This window comes from Burkholderia sp. AU32262 (assembly GCF_020419985.1).
Classification (GTDB): Bacteria; Pseudomonadota; Gammaproteobacteria; order Burkholderiales; family Burkholderiaceae; genus Burkholderia; species Burkholderia semiarida.
In genome coordinates this window covers 1-19,917 of record NZ_JAIZRS010000025.1, presented here as the reverse complement: position 1 = coordinate 19,917, position 19,917 = coordinate 1, and the positions used below count along the sequence as shown (strand labels likewise).

General features: G+C 70.9%; 13 protein-coding genes and 1 pseudogene. 8 read left to right on the top strand and 6 right to left on the bottom strand.

Going from position 1 to position 19,917, the window contains the following annotated elements; translation table 11 throughout:
- Positions 1–91: 91 nt before the first annotated feature.
- The 6 genes from LGN10_RS25875 to LGN10_RS25850 all read left to right on the top strand — a co-directional run bounded on the left by LGN10_RS25875 (position 92) and on the right by LGN10_RS25850 (position 7,737).
- Positions 92–1,378 (top strand): cytochrome c, encoded by a 1,287-nt coding sequence (locus tag LGN10_RS25875; RefSeq protein WP_226225479.1) that lies wholly within the window; start codon positions 92–94, stop codon positions 1,376–1,378.
- Positions 1,375–1,875, top strand: a complete 501-nt coding sequence (locus LGN10_RS25870) for a (2Fe-2S)-binding protein (RefSeq protein ID WP_060310513.1) — start codon at positions 1,375–1,377, stop codon at positions 1,873–1,875. Before LGN10_RS25875 ends, LGN10_RS25870 begins: the two co-directional genes overlap by 4 nt.
- Positions 1,875–4,136 carry a xanthine dehydrogenase family protein molybdopterin-binding subunit gene (locus tag LGN10_RS25865; RefSeq protein ID WP_104013377.1) on the top strand — a complete coding sequence of 754 codons (2,262 nt, stop codon included), beginning with the start codon at positions 1,875–1,877 and terminating at the stop codon, positions 4,134–4,136. Before LGN10_RS25870 ends, LGN10_RS25865 begins: the two co-directional genes overlap by 1 nt.
- A gap of 97 nt (positions 4,137–4,233) precedes the next feature.
- Positions 4,234–5,151, top strand: a complete 918-nt coding sequence (locus LGN10_RS25860; RefSeq protein WP_059640765.1) for a LysR family transcriptional regulator — start codon at positions 4,234–4,236, stop codon at positions 5,149–5,151.
- Between the two features lie 177 nt (positions 5,152–5,328).
- Entirely contained in the window at positions 5,329–6,546 is a 1,218-nt protein-coding gene (locus tag LGN10_RS25855) for an MFS transporter (RefSeq protein ID WP_226225478.1), read from the top strand.
- Between the two features lie 78 nt (positions 6,547–6,624).
- Positions 6,625–7,737, top strand: a complete 1,113-nt coding sequence (locus LGN10_RS25850) for an alkene reductase (protein WP_059640767.1) — start codon at positions 6,625–6,627, stop codon at positions 7,735–7,737.
- An 82-nt stretch (positions 7,738–7,819) separates the two neighbouring features.
- Here LGN10_RS25850 and LGN10_RS25845 read toward each other — a convergent pair whose 3' ends face one another.
- From LGN10_RS25845 to LGN10_RS25835, 3 genes are all read right to left on the bottom strand, one after another.
- Complete coding sequence (locus LGN10_RS25845) at positions 7,820–8,503, bottom strand: phosphohydrolase (RefSeq protein ID WP_226225477.1); 684 nt, start codon at positions 8,501–8,503, stop codon at positions 7,820–7,822.
- Positions 8,504–8,596: 93 nt separating this feature from the next.
- Complete coding sequence (locus LGN10_RS25840; protein WP_226225476.1) at positions 8,597–10,483, bottom strand: amidohydrolase; 1,887 nt, start codon at positions 10,481–10,483, stop codon at positions 8,597–8,599.
- A 132-nt stretch (positions 10,484–10,615) separates the two neighbouring features.
- Positions 10,616–13,510 (bottom strand): ATP-binding protein, encoded by a 2,895-nt coding sequence (locus LGN10_RS25835; RefSeq protein WP_226225475.1) that lies wholly within the window; start codon positions 13,508–13,510, stop codon positions 10,616–10,618.
- 399 nt (positions 13,511–13,909) lie between these two features.
- On the opposite strand from LGN10_RS25835, the pseudogene LGN10_RS25830 reads away from it, so the two are divergent.
- Positions 13,910–14,828, top strand: a pseudogene (locus LGN10_RS25830) (helix-turn-helix domain-containing protein).
- A 38-nt stretch (positions 14,829–14,866) separates the two neighbouring features.
- Here LGN10_RS25830 and LGN10_RS25825 read toward each other — a convergent pair.
- Entirely contained in the window at positions 14,867–15,901 is a 1,035-nt protein-coding gene (locus LGN10_RS25825; protein ID WP_226225473.1) for an MBL fold metallo-hydrolase, read from the bottom strand.
- A gap of 218 nt (positions 15,902–16,119) precedes the next feature.
- On the opposite strand from LGN10_RS25825, the gene LGN10_RS25820 reads away from it, so the two are divergent.
- Positions 16,120–17,025, top strand: coding sequence for a LysR family transcriptional regulator (locus LGN10_RS25820; protein WP_226225471.1), 906 nt, complete (start codon positions 16,120–16,122; stop codon positions 17,023–17,025).
- A gap of 24 nt (positions 17,026–17,049) precedes the next feature.
- Here the strand turns inward: LGN10_RS25820 and LGN10_RS25815 are convergent, their stop codons facing one another.
- Together LGN10_RS25815 and LGN10_RS25810 are read right to left on the bottom strand one after the other, a co-directional pair.
- Positions 17,050–18,510 carry an alginate export family protein gene (locus LGN10_RS25815; protein WP_226225469.1) on the bottom strand — a complete coding sequence of 487 codons (1,461 nt, stop codon included), beginning with the start codon at positions 18,508–18,510 and terminating at the stop codon, positions 17,050–17,052.
- A gap of 14 nt (positions 18,511–18,524) precedes the next feature.
- Positions 18,525–19,478, bottom strand: a complete 954-nt coding sequence (locus tag LGN10_RS25810; protein ID WP_226225467.1) for a VOC family protein — start codon at positions 19,476–19,478, stop codon at positions 18,525–18,527.
- Positions 19,479–19,917 lie beyond the last annotated feature (439 nt).

Here is a 19,917-nt window from a genome sequence, read left to right as displayed (position 1 = left end):
CCGCAACGCGTTCGCGGCCCGGCCGGCCGCCGCACGACGGCCCGGGCACGCCGCGCGCGACGTGCGGCGCACCGCTTCGCGCGGAGCGCGCATGAAGCACAAACGACTCTGGTTCGGCGCGGCCGGCATCGCGGTCGCCGGCCTGGCGATCGCGATCGGCATCATGGTGCGGCCGTCGATCGCGCCGATCGATCCGCCCGCCCCCGCTTCGTTCGATCCGCAACTCGTGCGCGCCGGCGCGCGCGTCGTCGCGCTCGGCGACTGCGTCGTGTGCCACACCGCGAAGGACGGCAAGCCGTTCGCGGGCGGGCTGCCGCTCGCGACGCCGTTCGGCACGATCTACGCGACCAACATCACGCCGGATGCCGAAACGGGGATCGGCCGCTGGTCGCGCGACGCGTTCGCCCGCGCGCTGCGCACCGGCATCGGACGCAACGGCCAGCCGCTCTACCCGGCGTTTCCGTACATCCATTTCACGCGGATGTCCGACGACGACATCGCCGCCGCGTATGCGTACCTGATGACCCGCGAGCCGGTGCGCGCGACGGCGCCCGCCAACGACCTGATATTCCCGCTGAACTTCCGGCCGCTGGTGGCGTTCTGGAACGTGCTGTTCCTGCGCGAAGGCGCATATCAACCCGATCCCGCGCAGTCCGCGCAATGGAACCGCGGCAGGATGCTCGTCGACGGGCTGGGCCACTGCGCATCGTGCCATTCGCCGCTGAACGCGATCGGCGGCGAGCAGCGCGGCCGCGCGTTCGACGGCGGCATCGTCGACGGCTGGGAAGCGCCGCCGCTCAATGCGCTCGGCGATGCCGCGCGGCCGTGGACGCAGGCGCAGCTCGTCACCTACCTGCGCACCGGCCGCGCGAGCGAACACGGCGCGGCGGCCGGGCCGATGCTGCCTGTCACGCGCGACCTCGCGACGGTGCCGGTGGAGGACGTCGAGGCGATCGCCGCGTACATCCTGTCGATCCAGAAACCGGCGAACGCACGTGCGGCCGCGGCCGCGCATCCGGTCGAACGCGTCGCGACGACGCCGGCCGCGCAGCGCGGCGCGGTGCTGTTCCAGGCATCGTGCGCGCAGTGCCACGGGCCGGCGGCGCCGATGCAGTCGATCGGCGAACGGCCGACGCTCGCGTTCAGCACGGCGGTCAACGCAGACACGCCGCGCAACGCGATCCAGATGATGTTCAACGGCATCGGCTGGCACGGCGAGGATACGCTCAACTACATGCCGTCGTTCATCGACCAGTACGACGACGCGCAGATCGCCGATCTCGCCGCGTACGTGCGAGAAACCTATACCGACCGCCCCGCGTGGTCGGGCGTCGACGCGATGGCCGCGAAGCTCAGAAAAGAGGACACCGCACGATGATCACCCTCACCGTCAACGGCGTGCGCCACACGCTGGACATCGACCCGTCCACGCCGCTGCTGTACGCGCTGCGCAACGACCTGCACCTGCACGGCGCGAAGTTCGGCTGCGGCCTCGGGCAGTGCGGCGCGTGCACCGTGATCGTCGACGGCAAGCCGACGTTCTCGTGCCTGATGCCCGTGGCCGCGGTCGGTTCGCGCAGCGTGCGTACCATCGAGAGCCTCGGCACCGCCGAGCGTCCGGGCCCGCTGCAACGCGCGTTCATCGAGCACCAGGCCGCGCAGTGCGGCTACTGCATCGCCGGGATGATCATGCGCGCGCAGGCGCTGCTCGAACGCAACCCGAAACCGACCGAACAGGAACTGCGCACGCACATGGAACCGAACCTGTGCCGCTGCGGCACGCACATGCGGATTCTCGCGGCGGTGCGCTCGGTCGCGGGGCTGCCGGCCCCCGAACCCGCTTCCGCTCCCGTCACGATCAGCAAGGGGCTGTAATGAATTCCCACGACGACATCGACGAAAGCCGCCGGCACTTCATCGTCTCCGGCGCGCTGTTCGTCGCGTTCAGTCTCGCGCCCGCATCGCGCGCGGCCGCGCAGCTGGTGATCGCCGACGAAGGCGCGGCCGTGCACGTGGCGAAAGCCACGCAGGCGCTCGCCGGCAGCCTGAAGACCAATCCGCTGCTCGACGCGTGGATCAAGATCGCGCCCGACGGCAAGGTCACCGTGTTTACCGGCAAGGTCGAGCTCGGCACCGGCGTGCGCACGGCGCTGCTGCAGGTGGCCGCCGAGGAACTCGACATGAAGCCGTCGCTGATCACGTTCCTGACGGCCGACACCGGCGCGTCGCCCGACGAGGGCCTGACCGCCGGCAGCCACACGATGGCCGACAGCGGCTCCGCGCTGCTGAACGCGGCCGCGCAGGTGCGTGCGCTGCTGGTGGAAGGCGCGGCGAAGCGCTTCGGCGTCGAGCCGCGCGTGCTGACGACCGCCGACGCGGTGATCACGGCGCCCGACGGACGCACGATGACCTACGGCGACGCGATCCGCACGGTCGACCTGCATCGCAATGCGACGCCCACGTCGCCGCTGAAGAACCCGGCGACGTTCGCCGTGATCGGCACGTCGCTGCCGCGCGTGGACATCCCGAACAAGGTCACGGGCGGCGTCAGCTACGTGCAGGACATGCAGTTGCCCGGCATGCTGCACGCGCGCGTCGTGATGCCGCCGGTATATGAAGCGAAGCTGCTGTCGTTCGACGAAGCCGCGGTCCTGAAGCTGCCGGGCGTCGTGCGGATCGTGCGCAACGGCAGCATGCTCGCGGTCGTCGCGCAGGGCGAATGGCAGGCGGTGGTCGCGCAGCGCGCGCTCGCCGCCGGCTGCCGCTGGTCGCCGGGCCGCACGCTGCCCGAGCGCGGCACCGTGCACGCGGACCTGAAGCGGATCGCGACACAGCGCATCGAGATCGCGAACACGCACGCGGCCACCGCGCCGGCCGTGAAGACGCTCAATGCGACGTTCCTGAAGAACTACCTGCTGCACGGGTCGATCGGGCCGTCGTGTTCGGTCGCGCATCTCGAGAACGGGATGATGACGGTGTGGACGCACTCGCAGGGCGTCTACCCGCTGCGTGACGCGCTCGCCGAGATGCTGTCGATGCCGAAGGCGAGCATCCGCTGCATTCACACCGAGGGGTCGGGCTGCTACGGGCACAATGCGGCGGACGACGCGGCCGCGCACGCCGCGCTGATCGCCGCCGCGATGCCGGGCAAGCCGATTCGCGTGCAATGGATGCGCGAACAGGAACACACGTGGGACCACTTCACGCCCGCGATGGTGACGGAGGTCAGCGCATCGCTGGACGCGAGCGGGCGCATCGTCGACTGGAACTATGCGTTGTGGAGCAGCTCGCACAACGAGCGGATCGTCAACGCCGGCCGGCTGCTGCCCGCGCGCATGCTGGAGCCGCCGTTCGTGCCCGCGCCGTCGACGCCGATGCTGCAACCGGAAGGCGGCGGCGACCGCAACGCGATTCCGCTGTATGCGCTGCCGAACCAGCACATCGTCAACAACTTCTCGCCGACGATGCCGCTGCAGACCTCCGCGATGCGCTCGCTCGGCGCGCACACCAACGTCTGGGCGATCGAAAGCTTCATGGACGAGCTCGCGCACGCGGCCGGCGTCGATCCGGTCGAATTCCGGCTGCGCCACATGGACGACCATCGCGCGCGGCAGGTGATCAAGCTCGCCGCGACGCACTTCGGCTGGCCGCGGCCGCCGCGTGCGCGCAACCGTGGCGTCGGCTTCGCGTTCGGCAAGTACAAGAACCTGATGGCCTACGTCGCGATCGCGGTCGAGGTGTCGGTCGTGCCGGAAACCGGCCAGGTGACGCTCGAGCGCGCGGAAGCGGCGGTCGACGCGGGCCAGGTCGTGTCGCCGGACGGGATCCGCAACCAGATCGAGGGCGGCATCGTGCAGGCCGCGAGCTGGACGCTGTACGAGGCGCTGAAGTACGACACCGAACGGATTCGCAGCTTCGACTGGAGCAGCTATCCGATCCTGCGTTTCTCGGCGGCGCCGCAAAGCGTGAAGGTTCATCTGATCAATCGTCCCGGCGCGCCGTTTCTCGGCGCGGCCGAGGCGTCGATGGGGCCGACCGCCGGCGCGCTGGCCAACGCGATCTTCGACGCGACCGGCCAGCGCATGCGTGAAATGCCGTTTGCCGGCGACGCGCTGAGAAAGCGCATCGACGCATAGCGGCCCGGTCGCCCCCGCTACGCGATACCCGATATCCGACCAGACGGCGCCGGCACGCACCGGCGCCGCATGCCGACAGGCTGGAGAACTTCCGACGATGGATACCTTGCTTTCGATGCGCGTGTTCACGCGCATCGTCGAAACCGGCAGCTTCACGCGCGCGTCCGACACGACCGGCCTCACCACGCCGCGCGTGTCGGCGCTGCTGAGCGGTCTCGAGCAGCACCTCGGCTGCCGGCTGCTGAACCGCACCACGCGCCGCATCTCGCTGACCGAGGACGGCCAGGCCTACTACGAACGGTCCGTCGCGGTGCTGCGCGAGATCGACGACATGGAGGCGTCGGTCTCGCAGGCGCGCAACGTGCCGCGCGGCCGGCTGAAGGTGAACCTGCCGCCGGCGATGGCGAAGCAGGTCGTGGTGCCCGCGCTGCCGGCGTTTCTCGACGCCCATCCGGACATCATGCTCGAACTCGGCGTGACCGACCGGCAGATCGACCTCGTCGGCGAAGGGGTCGACTGCGTGGTGCGCATCGGCGCGCTGGACGATTCGGGGATGATCGCGCGGCGGATCGGCAGCCTGACCACCTGCACGTGCGGCTCGCCCGCGTATTTCGCGCGGTTCGGCGAGCCGGAGACCGTCGACGATCTCGCACGGCACGTCGCGGTCAGTCACATCTCCGCCGATACCGGCCGGCCGCGCGCGTGGGACTACGTGGTCGACGGCGAGCCGCGCATCGTGCAGATGTGCGGCACGGTGGCCGTCAACGACGCGGACAACTACATCGAGTGCGGCGTCGCCGGCATCGGGCTGATCAAGACGTCGCTGTACCTCGTCGAGCCGTACCTGAAATCGGGCCGGCTGCGCGAGGTGCTGACCGATTTCAACGCGCCGGCCCGGCCGATCTCGGTGCTGTATCCGCCCAATCGGCACATTCCGGTCAAGCTGAAGGTGTTCGTCGACTGGCTCGCGGGGCTGTTCGAGCAGATTCCGACGCTGCAGGGCAAACGCGGCTGAACCCGCCCGGCGCGGTACCTTTGCGTGCCGCGCAACGCTCGATTGCGCGGCGTTCCGCTTCCGGCTTTATCGATTGATCAATAGTATTGACGGCAATGCGGTGCACCGTATCGCGGCCGGCCTCCATGCCGGCGCGGCGCTCCGGTAGCCGGCCTTTCCCTTTTCCAGGAGTCGACCATGTCAACGGATTCAACACCGCTCGCGCCGCCCGCGCACGGCGCCAAGCTCACGCAGGGGCTGATCCTGCTGTTCGCCTTCAGTTGCGGCGCGATCGTCGCGAACCTGTACTACGCGCAACCGATCACCGAGCTCATCGCGCCGAGCCTGCACATGTCCGGCGACACGGCGAGCCTGATCGTGTCGCTAACGCAGATCGGCTATGCGTTCGGCCTTTTCTTCATCGTGCCGCTCGGCGATCTGCTCGAAAACCGCAAGCTGATGATCGTGACGGCCGTCGTGTCGATCGCGAGCCTCGCGGCGGCGGCGCTCGTGCGCACGCCCGGGCTCTTTCTCGCGGTTTCGCTGCTGATCGGGTTCAGCTCGGTGGCCGTGCAGATTCTCGTGCCGCTCGCCGCGCACCTCGCGCCGGATCATTCGCGCGGCCGCATCGTCGGCACGATCATGAGCGGGCTGCTACTCGGCATCCTGCTGGCCCGTCCGCTGTCGAGCGTGGTGGCCGACGCATTCGGCTGGCGCTTCGTGTTCGCGGCCGCGGCCGTGCTGATGACGCTCGTCACGGCCGTGCTCGCGCTGACGATTCCGTCGCGCCAGCCCGATCACCGCGCGACCTATTTCGAGCTGATCGGCTCGCTGCTGCACCTCGTTCGCACGATGCCGGTGCTGCGCCACCGCGCGTTCTACCAGGGCCTGATGTTCGCGTCGTTCAGCCTGTTCTGGACGGCCGTGCCGGTCGAACTGACGCGTCACTACGGGCTGTCGCAATCGGCGATCGGCCTGTTCGCGCTGGTCGGTGCGATCGGCGCGACGTCGGCGCCGGTAGCGGGGCGTCTGGCGGATGCCGGCCATACGGTGCGCGCGACGCTGATCGCGCTCGTGGCCGGCGCGCTGTCGTATGCGGTCGGGTTCGTGCACGGCACCGGCCTGTACGGGCTCGTCGTCACCGGCATCGTGCTCGACTTCGCGGTGCAGATGAACATGGTGCTCGGCCAGCGCGAGATCTACGCACTGCACGCGGCGAGCCGCAACCGGCTGAACGCGCTGTACATGACGAGCATCTTCGTCGGCGGCGCCGTCGGCTCCGCGCTCGCGAGCCCGCTGTACGAGCGTGGCGGCTGGCCGCTCGTCGCCGCGGCGGCCGGCGCGTTCCCGATCGTCGCGCTCGCCCACTACCTGCTCGTCGGGCGGACGCACGCGCAACGTCACGCCGCGGGTTGAGCCGCCCTCACCCATCGAATCGATCCGTTCGCGGGGCGCGCCGCCGCCCCGCTCCACGTCGAACCACAGGAGTCCATCATGTCTTCCCTGCTCAGTGCCTACGATCTGCGCGGCCTCGCGCTGCCGAACCGCGTCGTGATGGGGCCGATGACGCGCTCGCGCGCGCCGTCGCGCGGCCTGCCCACCGAACTGATGGCCGAGTACTACGCGCAGCGCGCGTCGGCCGGCCTGATCGTGACCGAGGCCACCAACGTCAGCGCGGCCTCCGCGGCGTTCGAGCTGACGCCCGGCCTCGTCGACGATGCACAGGCCGCCGGCTGGAAAATCGTCACCGACGCCGTCCACGCGAACGGCGGGCGCATCTTCGCGCAGCTGTGGCACGGCGGCCGCGTCAGCTCGCTGACGCTGCTCGGCGGCGCCGCGCCGCTGTCGCCGTCCGGCGTGAACGACGACCTCGAACAGTTGCAGGTCTGGGCACAGTTGCAGAACGGCTACTACACGAAGATTCATGCGACGCCGTCGCGCGCGATGACGACCGATGAAGTCGTCGCGACCGTCGACGAATTCCGGCAGGCGGCCGCGCGCGCGATGGCCGCGGGCTTCGACGGTGTCGAGATCCATGCGGCCAACGGCTACCTGCCGCACCAGTTCCTGTCGTCGACGCTGAACCGCCGCGACGATCGCTACGGCGGCTCGGTCGCGAACCGCGCGCGCTTTCTCGAGGAAATCGTCGACGCGGTCGGCGGCGTGATGCCGTTGAACCGCGTCGGCGTGCGCATCTCGCCGTACGCGAAATACAACAACGTGCGCGACGCCGACCCCGACGCGACGCTCGCCTACGTCGGCCGGATGCTCGACGCGGCAGGCGTCGCCTATCTGCACGCGGCCGATACCAACGGCTGGAGCGGCGAGCCCGATCTGCCGCGCATCGTCGAGCACGCGCGCCGGTCGTTCCGCGGCACGCTGATCGTCAACGGCGGCATTTCACCGGACGCGGCGAACGCGCTGATCGACGCGGGCGACGCCGATCTCGTCGCGTTTGCGCGTGCGTACATCGCGAACCCGGATCTCGTGGAGCGCATCGCGGCCCGCGCACCGCTCGCGGAGCCGAAGACCATCGGCTGGTACGGCGGCGACCGCGCCGGCTACGTCGACTATGCGCGGCACGACGCCGTGCAGTCGCACGCATGATCCGCGCATGCGGCGCGCAGGGCCCGGCATGCCGGACGCGGTGCCGCGACGCGTCCGGCCGCCGCGTGCCGGAGCGGCGCCGTCACGTATCGTTCCACCGCGCGCCCAGCACGCGCCCGCAGAAATTCGGCCGATGAAAATCCGGATCCGCGCGTTCGAGCACGTCGGCGCTCCACGTGCCGAACGTCGATTGCGGCCGATGTTCGACGCCGCGCGCGACCGTCGCGAGGAACGTTTCGCGAAAGCCGCTGCCGCGCGGATACGCGGCGAGCAACGCGTCACGCTCGTCGAGCGTGTATGCGTCGAAGTCGGTCGCCATCAGATCGGTCGACACGGCGGCCGCCAGCGCGCGCGCGAGCGGCGACGCGCGGGCGGCCACGCCGGGCGTCGTATGCAGCGCGATCGCCTGCCACACGTCGTCGCGCACGCGCCGCGAGCGCCGATGGCGCAACAGCAGCGCGCATGCGGCATCCGCGCCGTCGAGCTCGTAGCGCTCGGTCGAGCGGCAATACGCGTGGCTCAACCCCATGTTCGCGTACATCGCGGCGACGTACAGCGCGTCGGCGTCGCATGCGTTGCATGCGACGCCTGCCCGCCGCGCGGCGAGCGACGCGAACACGAACACGCGCGCCGCATGATCGACCAGCACGGCGGGCAACGACGCGCGGGCCGCGTCGGCAGCATCGAGCGCAACGGGCGTGCGCGGAATGCGAACGCCGGCCACTTCGTCGCCGATGGCCGGTGCGCGCGGGTGCGCAGCATTCATCCTGTCTCCTTCATACCCCGCGCACGGGGCGGAAAATCGTTCAATGCCCGGGGGCACCCGGCGCGCGGCGCGTCGCACACCGGCATGCGCCGCTCAAAACGCGACGCAGCAGCGGCCGAAGGCTTCGCAGCGCTCGGCGGCCGCACTTGCCGTCGGATAGCGCGGCCGCGCGAAACGGCGGCCGTGACCGCGCGCCCGGCACGCATCGCTGCCGGGCGCCGCGCATGCGTCGCCCGCCGCCGATGCATGCGGACGGGCGAGCGCCGCGCCGCCGACGCCGCCTTCCGCGACCGGCGACCATGCGGGACTGACGGGCGGCGGCGGCGGCGCCAGCGGCGCGAATTCCTGCTCCGCGTGCACGACCTTGCCGTCGACGACCGTCAGCACCGACGACAACGCGGGGATGCGCCGTGCGTCGATCGTGAAGTAGTCGTCGCTCAGCACCGCGAAGTCGGCGTACCGGCCGGGCACCAGCGCGCCCTTGCGATGCTCGTCGGCGGAGAACCATGCGCTGCCGACCGTATAGCGGCGCAGCGCCTCCATCCGGCCGAGCCGGTTGCGCGCCGGATACAGCGCGGTGCCGCCGACGGAGCGCCCCGACACCATCCAGTACAGCGCGACGAACGGGTTGTAGCTCGCCGCGCCCGTCGCCCCGGAGCCCGCGCCGACCGGCAGCCCGGCCGCGAGCATCGCGCGGATCGGCGGCGCGCGCGTGGCCGCCGCCGCGCCGTGGCGGGCGATGAAGGCTTCGCCCTGGAACGCCATGCGCGGCTGCACGGTGATGCCGCCGCCCAGCGCCGCGACACGCGCGATATTGGCATCCGAGATCGTCTCGCAGCGGTCGAAGCACCAGCGCAGCCCGTCGAACGGCGTGTCGCGATCCACCGCTTCGAACACGTCGAGGAAGCGGCCGATCGATTCGTCGTAGGTCGCATGCAGCCGGAACGGCCAGCGATGGCGCACGAGCAGCCGGACGACGGCCGCCAGGTCCGCGTCGACCGACGCGGCCAGCTCGACGCGCGGTTCGAGAAAATTCCCGAGATCGATCGCCGAGCACAGCAGCCGCTCGCCCGCGCCGCTCACGCGCAGGAACGCGTCGCCGTCGCCGGGCGCCGTCCGCGCGATCCATGTCGCGAAATCGTCGAGTTCGCGGCCGGCGTGCCGCGCGCCCAGCGCATAGGCGATGCGCGTCGTCAGTTCGCCGCGCCGCGCGAGCGTCGCGACCGCCGCATAGTCGTCCGGATACGCGAGGCCGTCGCCGCCGGCGTCGATCGCGCTCGTCACGCCCACGCGGTTCAGCGCGCGCATGAACTGCCGCGTGGAGTTGACCCGGTCGGCCGCATCGAGCATGGGCGCGCGGGCGAGCGCCGCGAACAGCACGGCCGGATCCCGACGCGCGAGCAGCAGCCCGGTCGGCCGCCCGTGGCGATCGCGCCGCAGTTCGCCGCCGGGCGGATCGGGCGTGTCGCGGCCGTAGCCGAGCGCGCGCAGCGCGGCCGCATTCAGCCACGCGCTGTCGCCCAGATGCTGAATGAATACGGGCGTGTCGGGCGCGATCGCGTTGAGCTCGGCCACCGTCGGGCCGCGCTTTTCCGCGAACTGCAGCGCCGTCCAGCCGCCCGCCACGCGCGCCCATTGCGGCGCGGGCGTGCGTCGCACCTGCCGGCCCAGCAGTTCGAGCGCGTCGGCAAGCGACGGCACGCCGTCCCAGCGCACCTCGAGGTTGAAGTTCATGCCGCCGCGGATCGCCTGTAGGTGGGCGTCGATCAGGCCCGGAATCACGGTACGGCCGTTCAGATCGATACGGGTCGTGCCGTCGCGCGCATGGCGCAGCACGTCGCGATCGTCGCCGGTCGCGACGATGGTCCCGTCCTTCACGGCGAGCGCGCGGACGAACGAGCGTCGTTCGTCCTGGGTCGCGATCTTGCCGTTGAAGACGACGAGGTCCGCCGAGCGCGCGGGTTCCGTCGCCCTAAGCACCGTCGGCCCTCCCGTGCGCATCCGCGCGCGACGCGCTGCTCGGCGCCGCTGCCTGGCAGGCGGCCGCACCGCGCGCGTCGGCACGCATGCCGCGATCGCGCGGGCGCGCTGCTGCACCGGATTCGCGCATCGCTATGCCGCCTGCTGCGCCGCGTCGGCGGCATCGCGTCGCGCGCGCGTCCGGCACGGCGCGAGCGGCGCCTCCTGACGGACGAAGTTCTGCACGCGCAGCAGGCGGCGCACGTCGTGCGCGCGCGAATCCGGATCGAAGTGCCGCGCGCCCGCGGCGACCAGCGTCGACGCCTGCGCGGTGTGCCCGCGCTCGATCAGGTGATCGGCGAGATCGAGCGAACTGCGCAGCGCCCACATCGCGGCGCCCTGCGCGTTCGCGGTCTGGATCGCCATCTGCAGATGACGATGGCCGTCGGCCTCGTACGCCACCGCGAGATCCGCGCCGACGGTGCGCGCCTGTTCGAGCATCGCGACGCCGTTCACCCGCAGCAATTCGGGGACGAACAGGTGCTCGCCGTGCGCGCGGCAGCGCGCGAGCGTCGCATCGAGCCGGGAGCGCGCTTCGTTCGCGCGACCGGTCCGCACGAGGCCCTCCGCGTACGCAACGGTCAACGGCGCGAGCAGACGCCGGAAACCGCTCGCCTCGACGCGCCGCAGCGCCGGTTCGAGGCGGGCGAGGCCGGCGCCGGGATGGCCGGCCTGGATGTCGAACTGCCCGGTCAGGCATTCCGCGTGACTGCGCCAGATGTCGAAGCCGTGCGCGTCGGCGGTCGCGCGCAGCGTCGCGAGATAGTCGGAGGTGATGTCGTGATCGCCGTAGCGCAGCGCGATCGGCGCGGCGGCCGCACCGAGCACGATGCACAGCGTGAGCGCCGACGGACCGCGGCGCGCGCACTCGACCGCCTGCGCGGCGACGCGCATCGCATGCTCGGGCTCGCCTTGCATCCAGAGCAGACGGATCAGCATCGTGCGCCCCAGCGTCGCCATGTCGACGCCGAGCGCGGCCTGCGCGCACGCCGGTTCGTCCGCGTCGGCGAGTTCGGCCGTCGCCGCTTCCAGCCGCTCGCGCGCCTGCGCATGCTCGCCGAAGTAATGCAGCGACGTCGCGACCATCGTGTTCGCCAGCAACCGCTGCGACCGGTCCCCGCGCCGCTCGGCCGCGCGCTCGAAGCGCGTCGCGTAGCGCAGCGATTCGTGGATGTCCGACAGCGTCAGCATCGTATGCCACAGCCCGACCAGCGCGCGCGCGTCGAACGCATCGTCGCCGATATGCGCGGCGAGACCGAGCGTGCGGTTCCACATCGCGGCGGCGGCCGGCGCATCGCCATCGGTATGCAGCAGCGCCGACGCGCAGGCCGCCCGCAGCCGCATCTCGCGCGCGGCGTCGACCGGGCCCGCGGCGCCCGTGTCGAGCGCGTCGAGTACCTGGCGCGCGCGCGCCGTGCACGCGCGCATCCGCGCCGGCTCGAGCAGCGCGCGCGCCAGCCGGTCGGGCTCGGGCACGCCTGCGGCCACGGCGGCCTCCGCCGGTTCGTCCGCGGCCGGCGCGGGTGCATCCGCGGGCAGCGCGTCGGCGAGCGTCGCGGGACGCGCGGGCGCATGCTCGCGCTCGTACGCCGCGTGGCGCGCGACGATGCGTTCGAATTCGCCTTCGTTGTGCAGTTTTTCGAGCGCGTACGCGCGCGTCGATTCGGTCAGCCGGTAGCGCGCATACGCGCCATGGAACTCGACGGTCACCAGCGATTTCGCCACCAGCTCGCCGAGCACCGCGATCATGTCCGCGGCCGATGTGCCGGGCTCGGTCGCGACCGCGCGCGCGGCATCGAACGAAAACGGCCCGATGAAGCATCCCATCCGGCGAAACAGCGCGCGCGCGGCCGGATCGAGCAGCACGTAGCTCCAGTCGAACGTCGCCCGCAGCGTCTGATGACGCGGCAGCGCCGAGCGCAGCCCGCCCGTCAGCAGGTTCAGCCTGTCGTCGAGACGCGACGCGACGACCGCGAGCCCGAGCGTCGCCACGCGCGCCGCGGCCAGCTCGATCGCGAGCGGCAGCCCGTCGAGGCGCCGGCAGATGTCCGCGATCACCCGCACGCCGGCTTCGTCGACCGGGCAATCCGGCGCGGCCGTGCGCACGCGCTCCAGGAACAGCTCGACGGCCGAACAGCGGGCCATTTCCGGGACGGACGCGCCGCCGTCCGGCACCGCGAGCGGGCTCATCCGCAGCACCGCTTCGGCCGAGATGTGCAGCGGCTCGCGGCTCGTCACGAGCACGCGCGGCGAGCCCGCGCGCGACGTCAGCGTTTCGACGAGGCTCGCCACCAGATCGATGATGTGCTCCGCGTTGTCGAGCACGAGCAGGCAGCGCGACGTCGCGAACGCGTCGCCGATGCGCTCGATGGCCGGCACGCCCTGCGTGTCGAGGCCGAGCTCGGCGGCCAGCGCGATCAGCATGTCGTCGCGCGTCGACGCGCGCGCCAGCTCGACGAACAGCACGCGCTCGCGCGAGCGGCTGCGCACGCCGTGCGCGACGCGTACGGCAAGACTCGTCTTGCCGATGCCGCCCGCGCCGACGAGCGTGACGACCGGCGTACGCTCGAGCATGTCGACGATCTGCGCGATTTCGGCGTCGCGCCCGACGAGCGGCGCGAGCAGCGACGACGCGGGGGCGTCGGGCGGCGCCGCGACAGCCGGCGCGTCGGCCGCGGGCACGAGGTCCGGGCCGGGCGACGGGCTCGCGACCAGCAGATAGCCGCGCCCGGGCACCGTCTTGATCAGATCGCGGCTCGCGCCGAGCGCCTTGCGCAGCGTCGCCACATGCACCTGCAGCCGGTTTTCCTCGACGATCAGGCCCGGCCAGACCGCATCCATGATGTCGTCTTTCGACACGACCGAACCGCTCGCGCGGTGCAGGACCTCGAGAATGTCGAGCGCGCGCGCGCCGATGCGCAGCGACGCGCCGTGACGGCGAATGTCCCGCTGCTCGAAATCCACCGACAAAGTTCCGATCTGGACCATGGCCGCCTCCGGGTACCTCGGGATGAGCGCCGGGTGAACGCGGCAGTTCGCCCGGCGGAGAGTCCAAGTCCGGCGTGCTGCCGCGCCGGACGATAAATGTCGAAATACGGGTCGAGTGTAGAGGGGCATGCCGTGAAAATCTTGAAGGAAAATGCGCTGTCCGCGCATGCCGCGCACGCGCGGCCGGCACGATCGCTTGCGTGTAAAAGTGGGGCGCTATACTCTGCCGGGCCGCTCGCGCAGGCGTCGCGCCGGGGCACGCACTCACCGCGCGCACGCATTGAAAGCAATTTGTCAGGATGAAGAGCGGACGTTTATGCAAATTCATTTTGAACGTTCGCGCGCGCATCTAAACTGGACTCGTCATTTCACGCTCCGAGTCCCTCGCTGGGGAATTCCATGTCAGACTCCGTCATCGCAGCCCCGACGGCATCGCCTCCGCCACGGCCGAAAGACACGCTCGGGTGCGTGTCGAGCCTGCTGGCGAAGGATGTCGAGACGGCATCCGGCGGCCTGAAGCTCCACCGCAAATGCATGCGCGAAGCGCACGTCGAGCGAATCGACATGCCCGCGTGCGACCGCGGCTTCCTGGTCGGCGTGTCGCTGAACGGCGGCCACCGCCGCACGCTCTATGGGCGCGCCGGCGCGAGCGAACGCCGGTTCCAGCATCACTCGATCTACATTCGCGACTTCTCGCGCCATTTCCACGCGGACCTGTACGGCAATTTCGACTTCGTGCTGGTCGAGCTGCCGCACCCGTATCTGGCGCGCATCGGCCCCGAACACGGCGGCAGCCCGGTCGACGGCCTCACGTGCCGCGTCGATGCGCGCGACCCGGTGCTCGGGCATCTCGCGCACGCGGTGGCCGACAGCCTCGACGCGCCCGGCCCGCTGAACGCGCTGTTCATCGAGCAGGTCGGGCTCGCGATGGGCACGCATCTCGTGCGCCGCTACGGCAACGTGCGCGCGCGAACTCGAGCACAAGGGCGCGCTGTCTCCCGCGAAGGTGGCGCTCGCCAAGGAGCTGCTGATGGAAAAGGCGGACCTCGGCGTGTCGATCGAGGAAGTCGCGAACGAATGCGACCTGTCGCGCGGCTATTTCATCCGCGCGTTCTCGCGCACCACGGGCCGCACGCCGCACCAGTGGCTGCTCGAACAGCGCGTGATGCGCGCGCGCGAGTTGATCGAGACGTCCGACATGACGCTGGCCGACATCGCGGTCGCGTGCGGCTTCGCCGACCAGAGCCACCTGAACCGCGTATTCGCGCGGATCGTCGGGCACCCGCCCGGCGCGTGGCGGCGCGCACGGGCGCGCTGACCGGCGGCATGGCGCACGCCGGGACGCACGCCGGGACGTCACCGCACCGGCGTCGCGTCGTAGTTGACCGGCACCCAGTCGTATTGCGCACCGTGCCGGCGCAGGTGGCCGAGACCGGGAAACGCGATATGCGCGGCCCCGACGAGATAGCGCCGCTCGGCGACGCGCTTCAGCGTATCCCGCCGCGTGCGGCGGGCGGCCTCGGCATCGCTGTCGTACTGGACCGTCGCGTCGACGTCGCGCAACTGGATCGCCGCCACGTGCACGATGTCGCCCCACGCGAGCAGGCCCGCGCGGCCGCTCTCGATCAGGTAAGCCGTATGGCCCGGCGTATGGCCGGGCATCGGCACCGCGCGAATGCCGGGCGCGAGCGTCGCGTCGCCGCGAAACGTCTTGAAGCGGCCGGCCGCGACGTACGGTGCGACCGCCGCGGCGGCCGCATCGAAGAACGACGCGAGAAACGCCGGCGCGTGCGCCTTGTTCGCCGGATCGAGCCAGTATGCGGCCTCGACGGCGTTCACCCGCACGACGGCATTCGGAAACGTCATCGCGCCATTCGACGCAATCCCGCCGACATGGTCCTTGTGCAGGTGCGTGAGCAGCACTTCGTCGATCTGCGCGGGCGCGTAGCCGGCCGCGCGCAGGTCGTCGAGCAGCTTGCCGCAGCAGTCGCCGTACAGCGTGCCGGCGCCCGCGTCGACGAGGATCCGCTTCGCTCCGGTATCGACGAGGAACGCGTTGATCGACCCTTGCACGGGCGGCTCCAGGAATGCGCGGTCGAGGTCGCGCCGGATCTCGTCCTTCGAGATGTCGCGAAACACCGTGTCGACCGGAAACGGATGCGTGCCGTCGGACAGCGCGATCACCGTGAAGTCGCCGATCTTCAGCCGATAGAAGCCGGGCGGCTGCCGGCCCGCGGCGGGCACCGGCGCATCGGGCTGCACGCCGGACGCCGCATCGGCCCGCACGCCGGCCTGCGCATGCGCCGCGGGCGCCAACAGGCCCGCGCACCCGGCCACGATCAACCAACGGGCCGCCTGCGCGACGCACGCGTGCCGAAACAGGTTCTTCATCGGATCTCCGTGGCGAATCGTGCGCGTGGCCCGTCACGAACGGAACGGCCAGCGCAACACGCGATGTCGCGCAGCTTATCGGCCGCCGCGGCGAAAATCCTGAGCGACGCCTGAATTGTCCTGAAGACACGCCGCACGCGATCCGGCCGCCGCACCGCCCGGCGCTAGAATGCGAACCGCATGCAACGCGACGTTGCCACCCGCCCAAGGACGATCTCATGGACAAATTCTCCGCGCTGCGCGCGTTCGTCGAAGTCGCGGAAGCCGGCGGCTTCTCGAGCGCGGGGCGCCGGCTCGATCTCGCCGCTTCGTCGGTCGTGCGCGCGGTGGACGCGCTGGAGGCGTCGCTCGGCACCGTGCTGCTGAACCGCACGACGCGGCAAGTCACGCTGTCCGACGCGGGCGCCGTCTACTATGCGCGGGCGAAACGCGTGCTCGGCGAGCTCGCCGATGCCGACGCGCTGGTGGCCGACCGCGGCGACGCGCCGTCCGGCCCGCTGCGCGTATCGGTCCCCGTCGCCTACGGGCTGCGCCGCATCGCGCCGCACGTCGCCGCGTTCGTCGCGCGCCATCCGAAGCTCGACCTCGATCTGCAACTGACCGACGAACGCGTCGATCTCGTGTCCGCGCGGATCGACGTCGCGATCCGGCTCGGCGACGCGGCCCCGACCGCGGACGTCGTCGCGCGTCCGCTCGGCACGTTCCGGCGCTACGTGGTCGCGAGCCGCGGCTACCTCGACGCGCACGGCACGCCGGCGACACCCGGCGAACTCGTCGATCACGCGTGCCTGCGCTTTCATTTCGGCGTCGACCAGCAGGCGTGGACGTTCGCCGGCGCGCCACGCACGACGCAGGTCGTCGTCACCGGGCGGCTGAAATCGAATCACAGCGAGGTGCTGCGCGAGGCCGCGCTCGACGGCGCCGGCATCGCGCTGCTGCCCGACTGGCTGGTCGGGGCGGATATCGAAGCCGGCCGCCTGCAGCGGCTGTTCGACCAGTACGACGTGACGCCGGGCTCGGCGCGCGCGGTGATCACGGCCCTGTACCTGCCGAACCAGCGCGGCTCGAAGCGCGTGACCGCGTTCATCGATTTCGTCGAATCGCTCGCCCGCGCGCAGCCCTGATACGCGAGAGCCCGGCGCGGCGCGTCACCAGCCGAACTTCGCTTCCATCCCGACATAGTCGGCATTGCGCGCGCCGAGCGCGCGAATCGACGAGCCGAGCTGGAAGTGCACGGCTTCGAGCGCGAGCGCGACGTTCGCGTTCACGAGCCAGTCGACGCGCGCCTGCGCGTACATCCCCGTCCACGCGCCACCCTTGCCCGCCGTGCCCGGCACCGCCGACATCCCCTGCCCGTAGATCGCGTCGGCCGTCGTCTGCCGCCACTGGAAGCCGACGGCGGTGAGCACCGTCACCGAGCTCGCCGGCTTGAAGGTCAGCGACGGCTTCACGTGGATCAGGTTGCTGTATCCGGTATACCCGGCGAGCGTGAAGTAATAGCCGTTCGGAAACATCGGGTTGAACGTGCCGACGCGCCGGTCGCCCGGATGCGCGTCGCCCGATGCGCCGTCGACCTGGATGCCGACGCGCGGCGTGCCGGCCGTCTTCGCGAACGTGTAGCCGCCCAGCGCGCCGAACGCCCACGCGCCGATCGTGTCCTGCCCGACGTGGCCCGTCTGCAGCATCGCTTCGACGTCCCAGTCGAACCCGTCGGTCTTGCCCGCGTAGCGCATGTCGAACACGTCGCGCCGCTCGGTGCCGGATGCATCCGGATAGCGCGCGTTGTCGCGCGTGTAGCGCGACCAGTACGCGGACAGATCGCCGGGCCCCGTGCCCGTGCGCTCGACGCGCACGCCGTCGAATCGCAGGTGCCGGTTCGACACGTCGTCGAACGCGGCCGCGTTGCGATACTGCACCGGACGCGTCACATAGCCGATCACGCGCCATTTGCCGATTTCGTAATCGGTCCACAGTCCGTCGTATGCCTGGCGCACGTTCGGGCCGTCGCGCACCGACACGAAGCGCTGCAAGTCGAACGCCATCTCCTGCCGGCCGATCCGCGTCTTGAACGTGCCGTGCCCCAGTTGATCGACGTACGCGACGAACGCCTGCTGGAGGTCGAGCTGGTCCTTGTCGACCGGGCCGACCGTATCCTTGCCGAACGGCCGCGCATCGACGAACTGCACGAACGCCTGCAGGTGCCCGCGATAGCGCAGGTCCGCATGCACGTTCGCGCGCTGGATCACGTAGTTGTCGTCGTGCGCGGCGCCGAGGCCGAACAGCGGCGCGTTGTTCAGCTCGAAGCGCTCGCGCAGGTTCGCGCCGAGCGACAGATAGGTCGACGGGTCGTCGCCGAGCGGCACGTACTTCAGCGCGTCGAACGGCTTGCGCGGCACGCACGGATTCGCGAGCGCCGACCAGTCTTCCTGCCAGCGGTTGAACAGCACCGTCGGGCGTTTCGCGGTGCACGACGCGGCCGCGGCAGCCGGCGACGCGGCCGCGCCGGCCGACGCCGCCTCGGCCTCGGCGCCGACGGCGGTACCCGCGTGCGACGCGGCACCGCCCGCGAGCACGACGCACGACAGCGCGCCGCGCCACGATCGCTTCATCGGCCGGCGCACCGTCATTTCGACCGCGCGTGGATCTCGGCGACGTAGCCGCCCGGGAACTGCACGAGCGCCGCGTCGCGCCCGTCCGACTTGAACGGCGGCACGAGCACCGTCACGCCCGCGGCTTCGGCCTGCTTCAGCGTCGCGGCGAGATCGGCCACTTCGTAGCCCGTCATTTCACGCCCGAACGGGTACGGCAGATGACCGTCGGTCGCGAGCACGGTCATCTTGCCGAAGCCCGATTCGATGCGAATGCGGCGATACGTGTCGTTCGGCCGCCCGATTTCGATGCCCGGCGCATGGCGCACGTCCGACACGATCTTGCCGTGCGAGAACGCGGCGAAGTCGCGCGCGAGCTTGCCCGCGCTTTCCGGCGACACGTATACGCGATTCTCCGGCACCGTCTGCAGCGGGTCGTAGTTCGGCGCCTGCGTATGCCAGTACAGCTGCATGTTCACGCCGCCCGGCCAGCGGACGATCGCGTCGCGGCCGATCGGGTCTGGGAACGTCGCCACGACGATGTCCGCACCATGCGCGTGCGCCGACTTCACCGCGACGTCCATGTCGGTGACGAGATAGCCGGTGCGCTCCTCGCAGAACGGATACGGGATCGGCGTCTTGAAACCGAACACCGAGATCGTGCCGACCGGCGTCAGCACGAGCTGCGACATCGTCTGGCTCGGCGTCGGCGTGACCTGGAACACGCCCTGCTTCGACTTCTTGCCGCCGAACGTCGCGACGAAGCTGTCGGTGAAGCGGTCGAAGTCCTCAGGCGCGACGCACACGTGGGTCGTGTCGTACTGCGGGCCGACCGCAACGGCGGGGAACCGCGCCGCGGCGGCCGGCGACGCGATGTCGTCGAGATGGGTTTCGTCGGCGAGCGCCGGCGCGCCGGCCAGCAGCGCGGCGAGCACGGCCGACGACGCGGCGGTCATGCGCAGCATGTTGCGCAGGTTCAATGAACTCATCGGTTTTCTCCTTGATGGTGATGCGCGCGGCCAGCGCCGCGCGCGGATTCGGATTCAGCGGGATACGGGCCACGCGTCCGGGCGGCCGGACGACCGGCGAGAAACACGAGCGGCGCGCGGCTTCCCGCTCGGCGGGAGACGGCGCAGACTCGTCGTTTCAGCGCGGTCGCCGCAACGTCACCGAATGGCGGGAACGCTGCCGGTCTGGCGTCGTATATCGTCGAGCACGGTGACGCGCTGCTGGATTTCCCATGGCCGCGACGGCAGCGCGCGGACCTGCGCCGCGGTGTCGCAAGTGGCACGCATCGCCCTGTCAGACCGCCCAGCACGAACAGCCGAACGCGCCCCAGAAACCCTTCGCGTCCGACGTCGGCAATGCGTTCGCCCATGCGCTCGCGTGCGCATGCTGGTGAACGTTGCATTCGTTCGCGCAGCCGCA

Bases quoted from the DNA above. Each gene is read 5' to 3' on its own strand.
- LGN10_RS25875 (WP_226225479.1), top strand. From the start codon at position 92: ATGAAGCACAAACGACTCTGGTTCGGCGCGGCCGGCATCGCGGTCGCC.
- LGN10_RS25870 (WP_060310513.1), top strand. From the start codon at position 1,375: ATGATCACCCTCACCGTCAACGGCGTGCGCCACACGCTGGACATCGAC.
- LGN10_RS25865 (WP_104013377.1), top strand. From the start codon at position 1,875: ATGAATTCCCACGACGACATCGACGAAAGCCGCCGGCACTTCATCGTC.
- LGN10_RS25860 (WP_059640765.1), top strand. From the start codon at position 4,234: ATGGATACCTTGCTTTCGATGCGCGTGTTCACGCGCATCGTCGAAACC.
- LGN10_RS25855 (WP_226225478.1), top strand. From the start codon at position 5,329: ATGTCAACGGATTCAACACCGCTCGCGCCGCCCGCGCACGGCGCCAAG.
- LGN10_RS25850 (WP_059640767.1), top strand. From the start codon at position 6,625: ATGTCTTCCCTGCTCAGTGCCTACGATCTGCGCGGCCTCGCGCTGCCG.
- LGN10_RS25845 (WP_226225477.1), bottom strand. From the start codon at position 8,503: ATGAATGCTGCGCACCCGCGCGCACCGGCCATCGGCGACGAAGTGGCC.
- LGN10_RS25835 (WP_226225475.1), bottom strand. From the start codon at position 13,510: ATGGTCCAGATCGGAACTTTGTCGGTGGATTTCGAGCAGCGGGACATT.
- LGN10_RS25825 (WP_226225473.1), bottom strand. From the start codon at position 15,901: ATGAAGAACCTGTTTCGGCACGCGTGCGTCGCGCAGGCGGCCCGTTGG.
- LGN10_RS25820 (WP_226225471.1), top strand. From the start codon at position 16,120: ATGGACAAATTCTCCGCGCTGCGCGCGTTCGTCGAAGTCGCGGAAGCC.
- LGN10_RS25815 (WP_226225469.1), bottom strand. From the start codon at position 18,510: ATGAAGCGATCGTGGCGCGGCGCGCTGTCGTGCGTCGTGCTCGCGGGC.
- LGN10_RS25810 (WP_226225467.1), bottom strand. From the start codon at position 19,478: ATGAGTTCATTGAACCTGCGCAACATGCTGCGCATGACCGCCGCGTCG.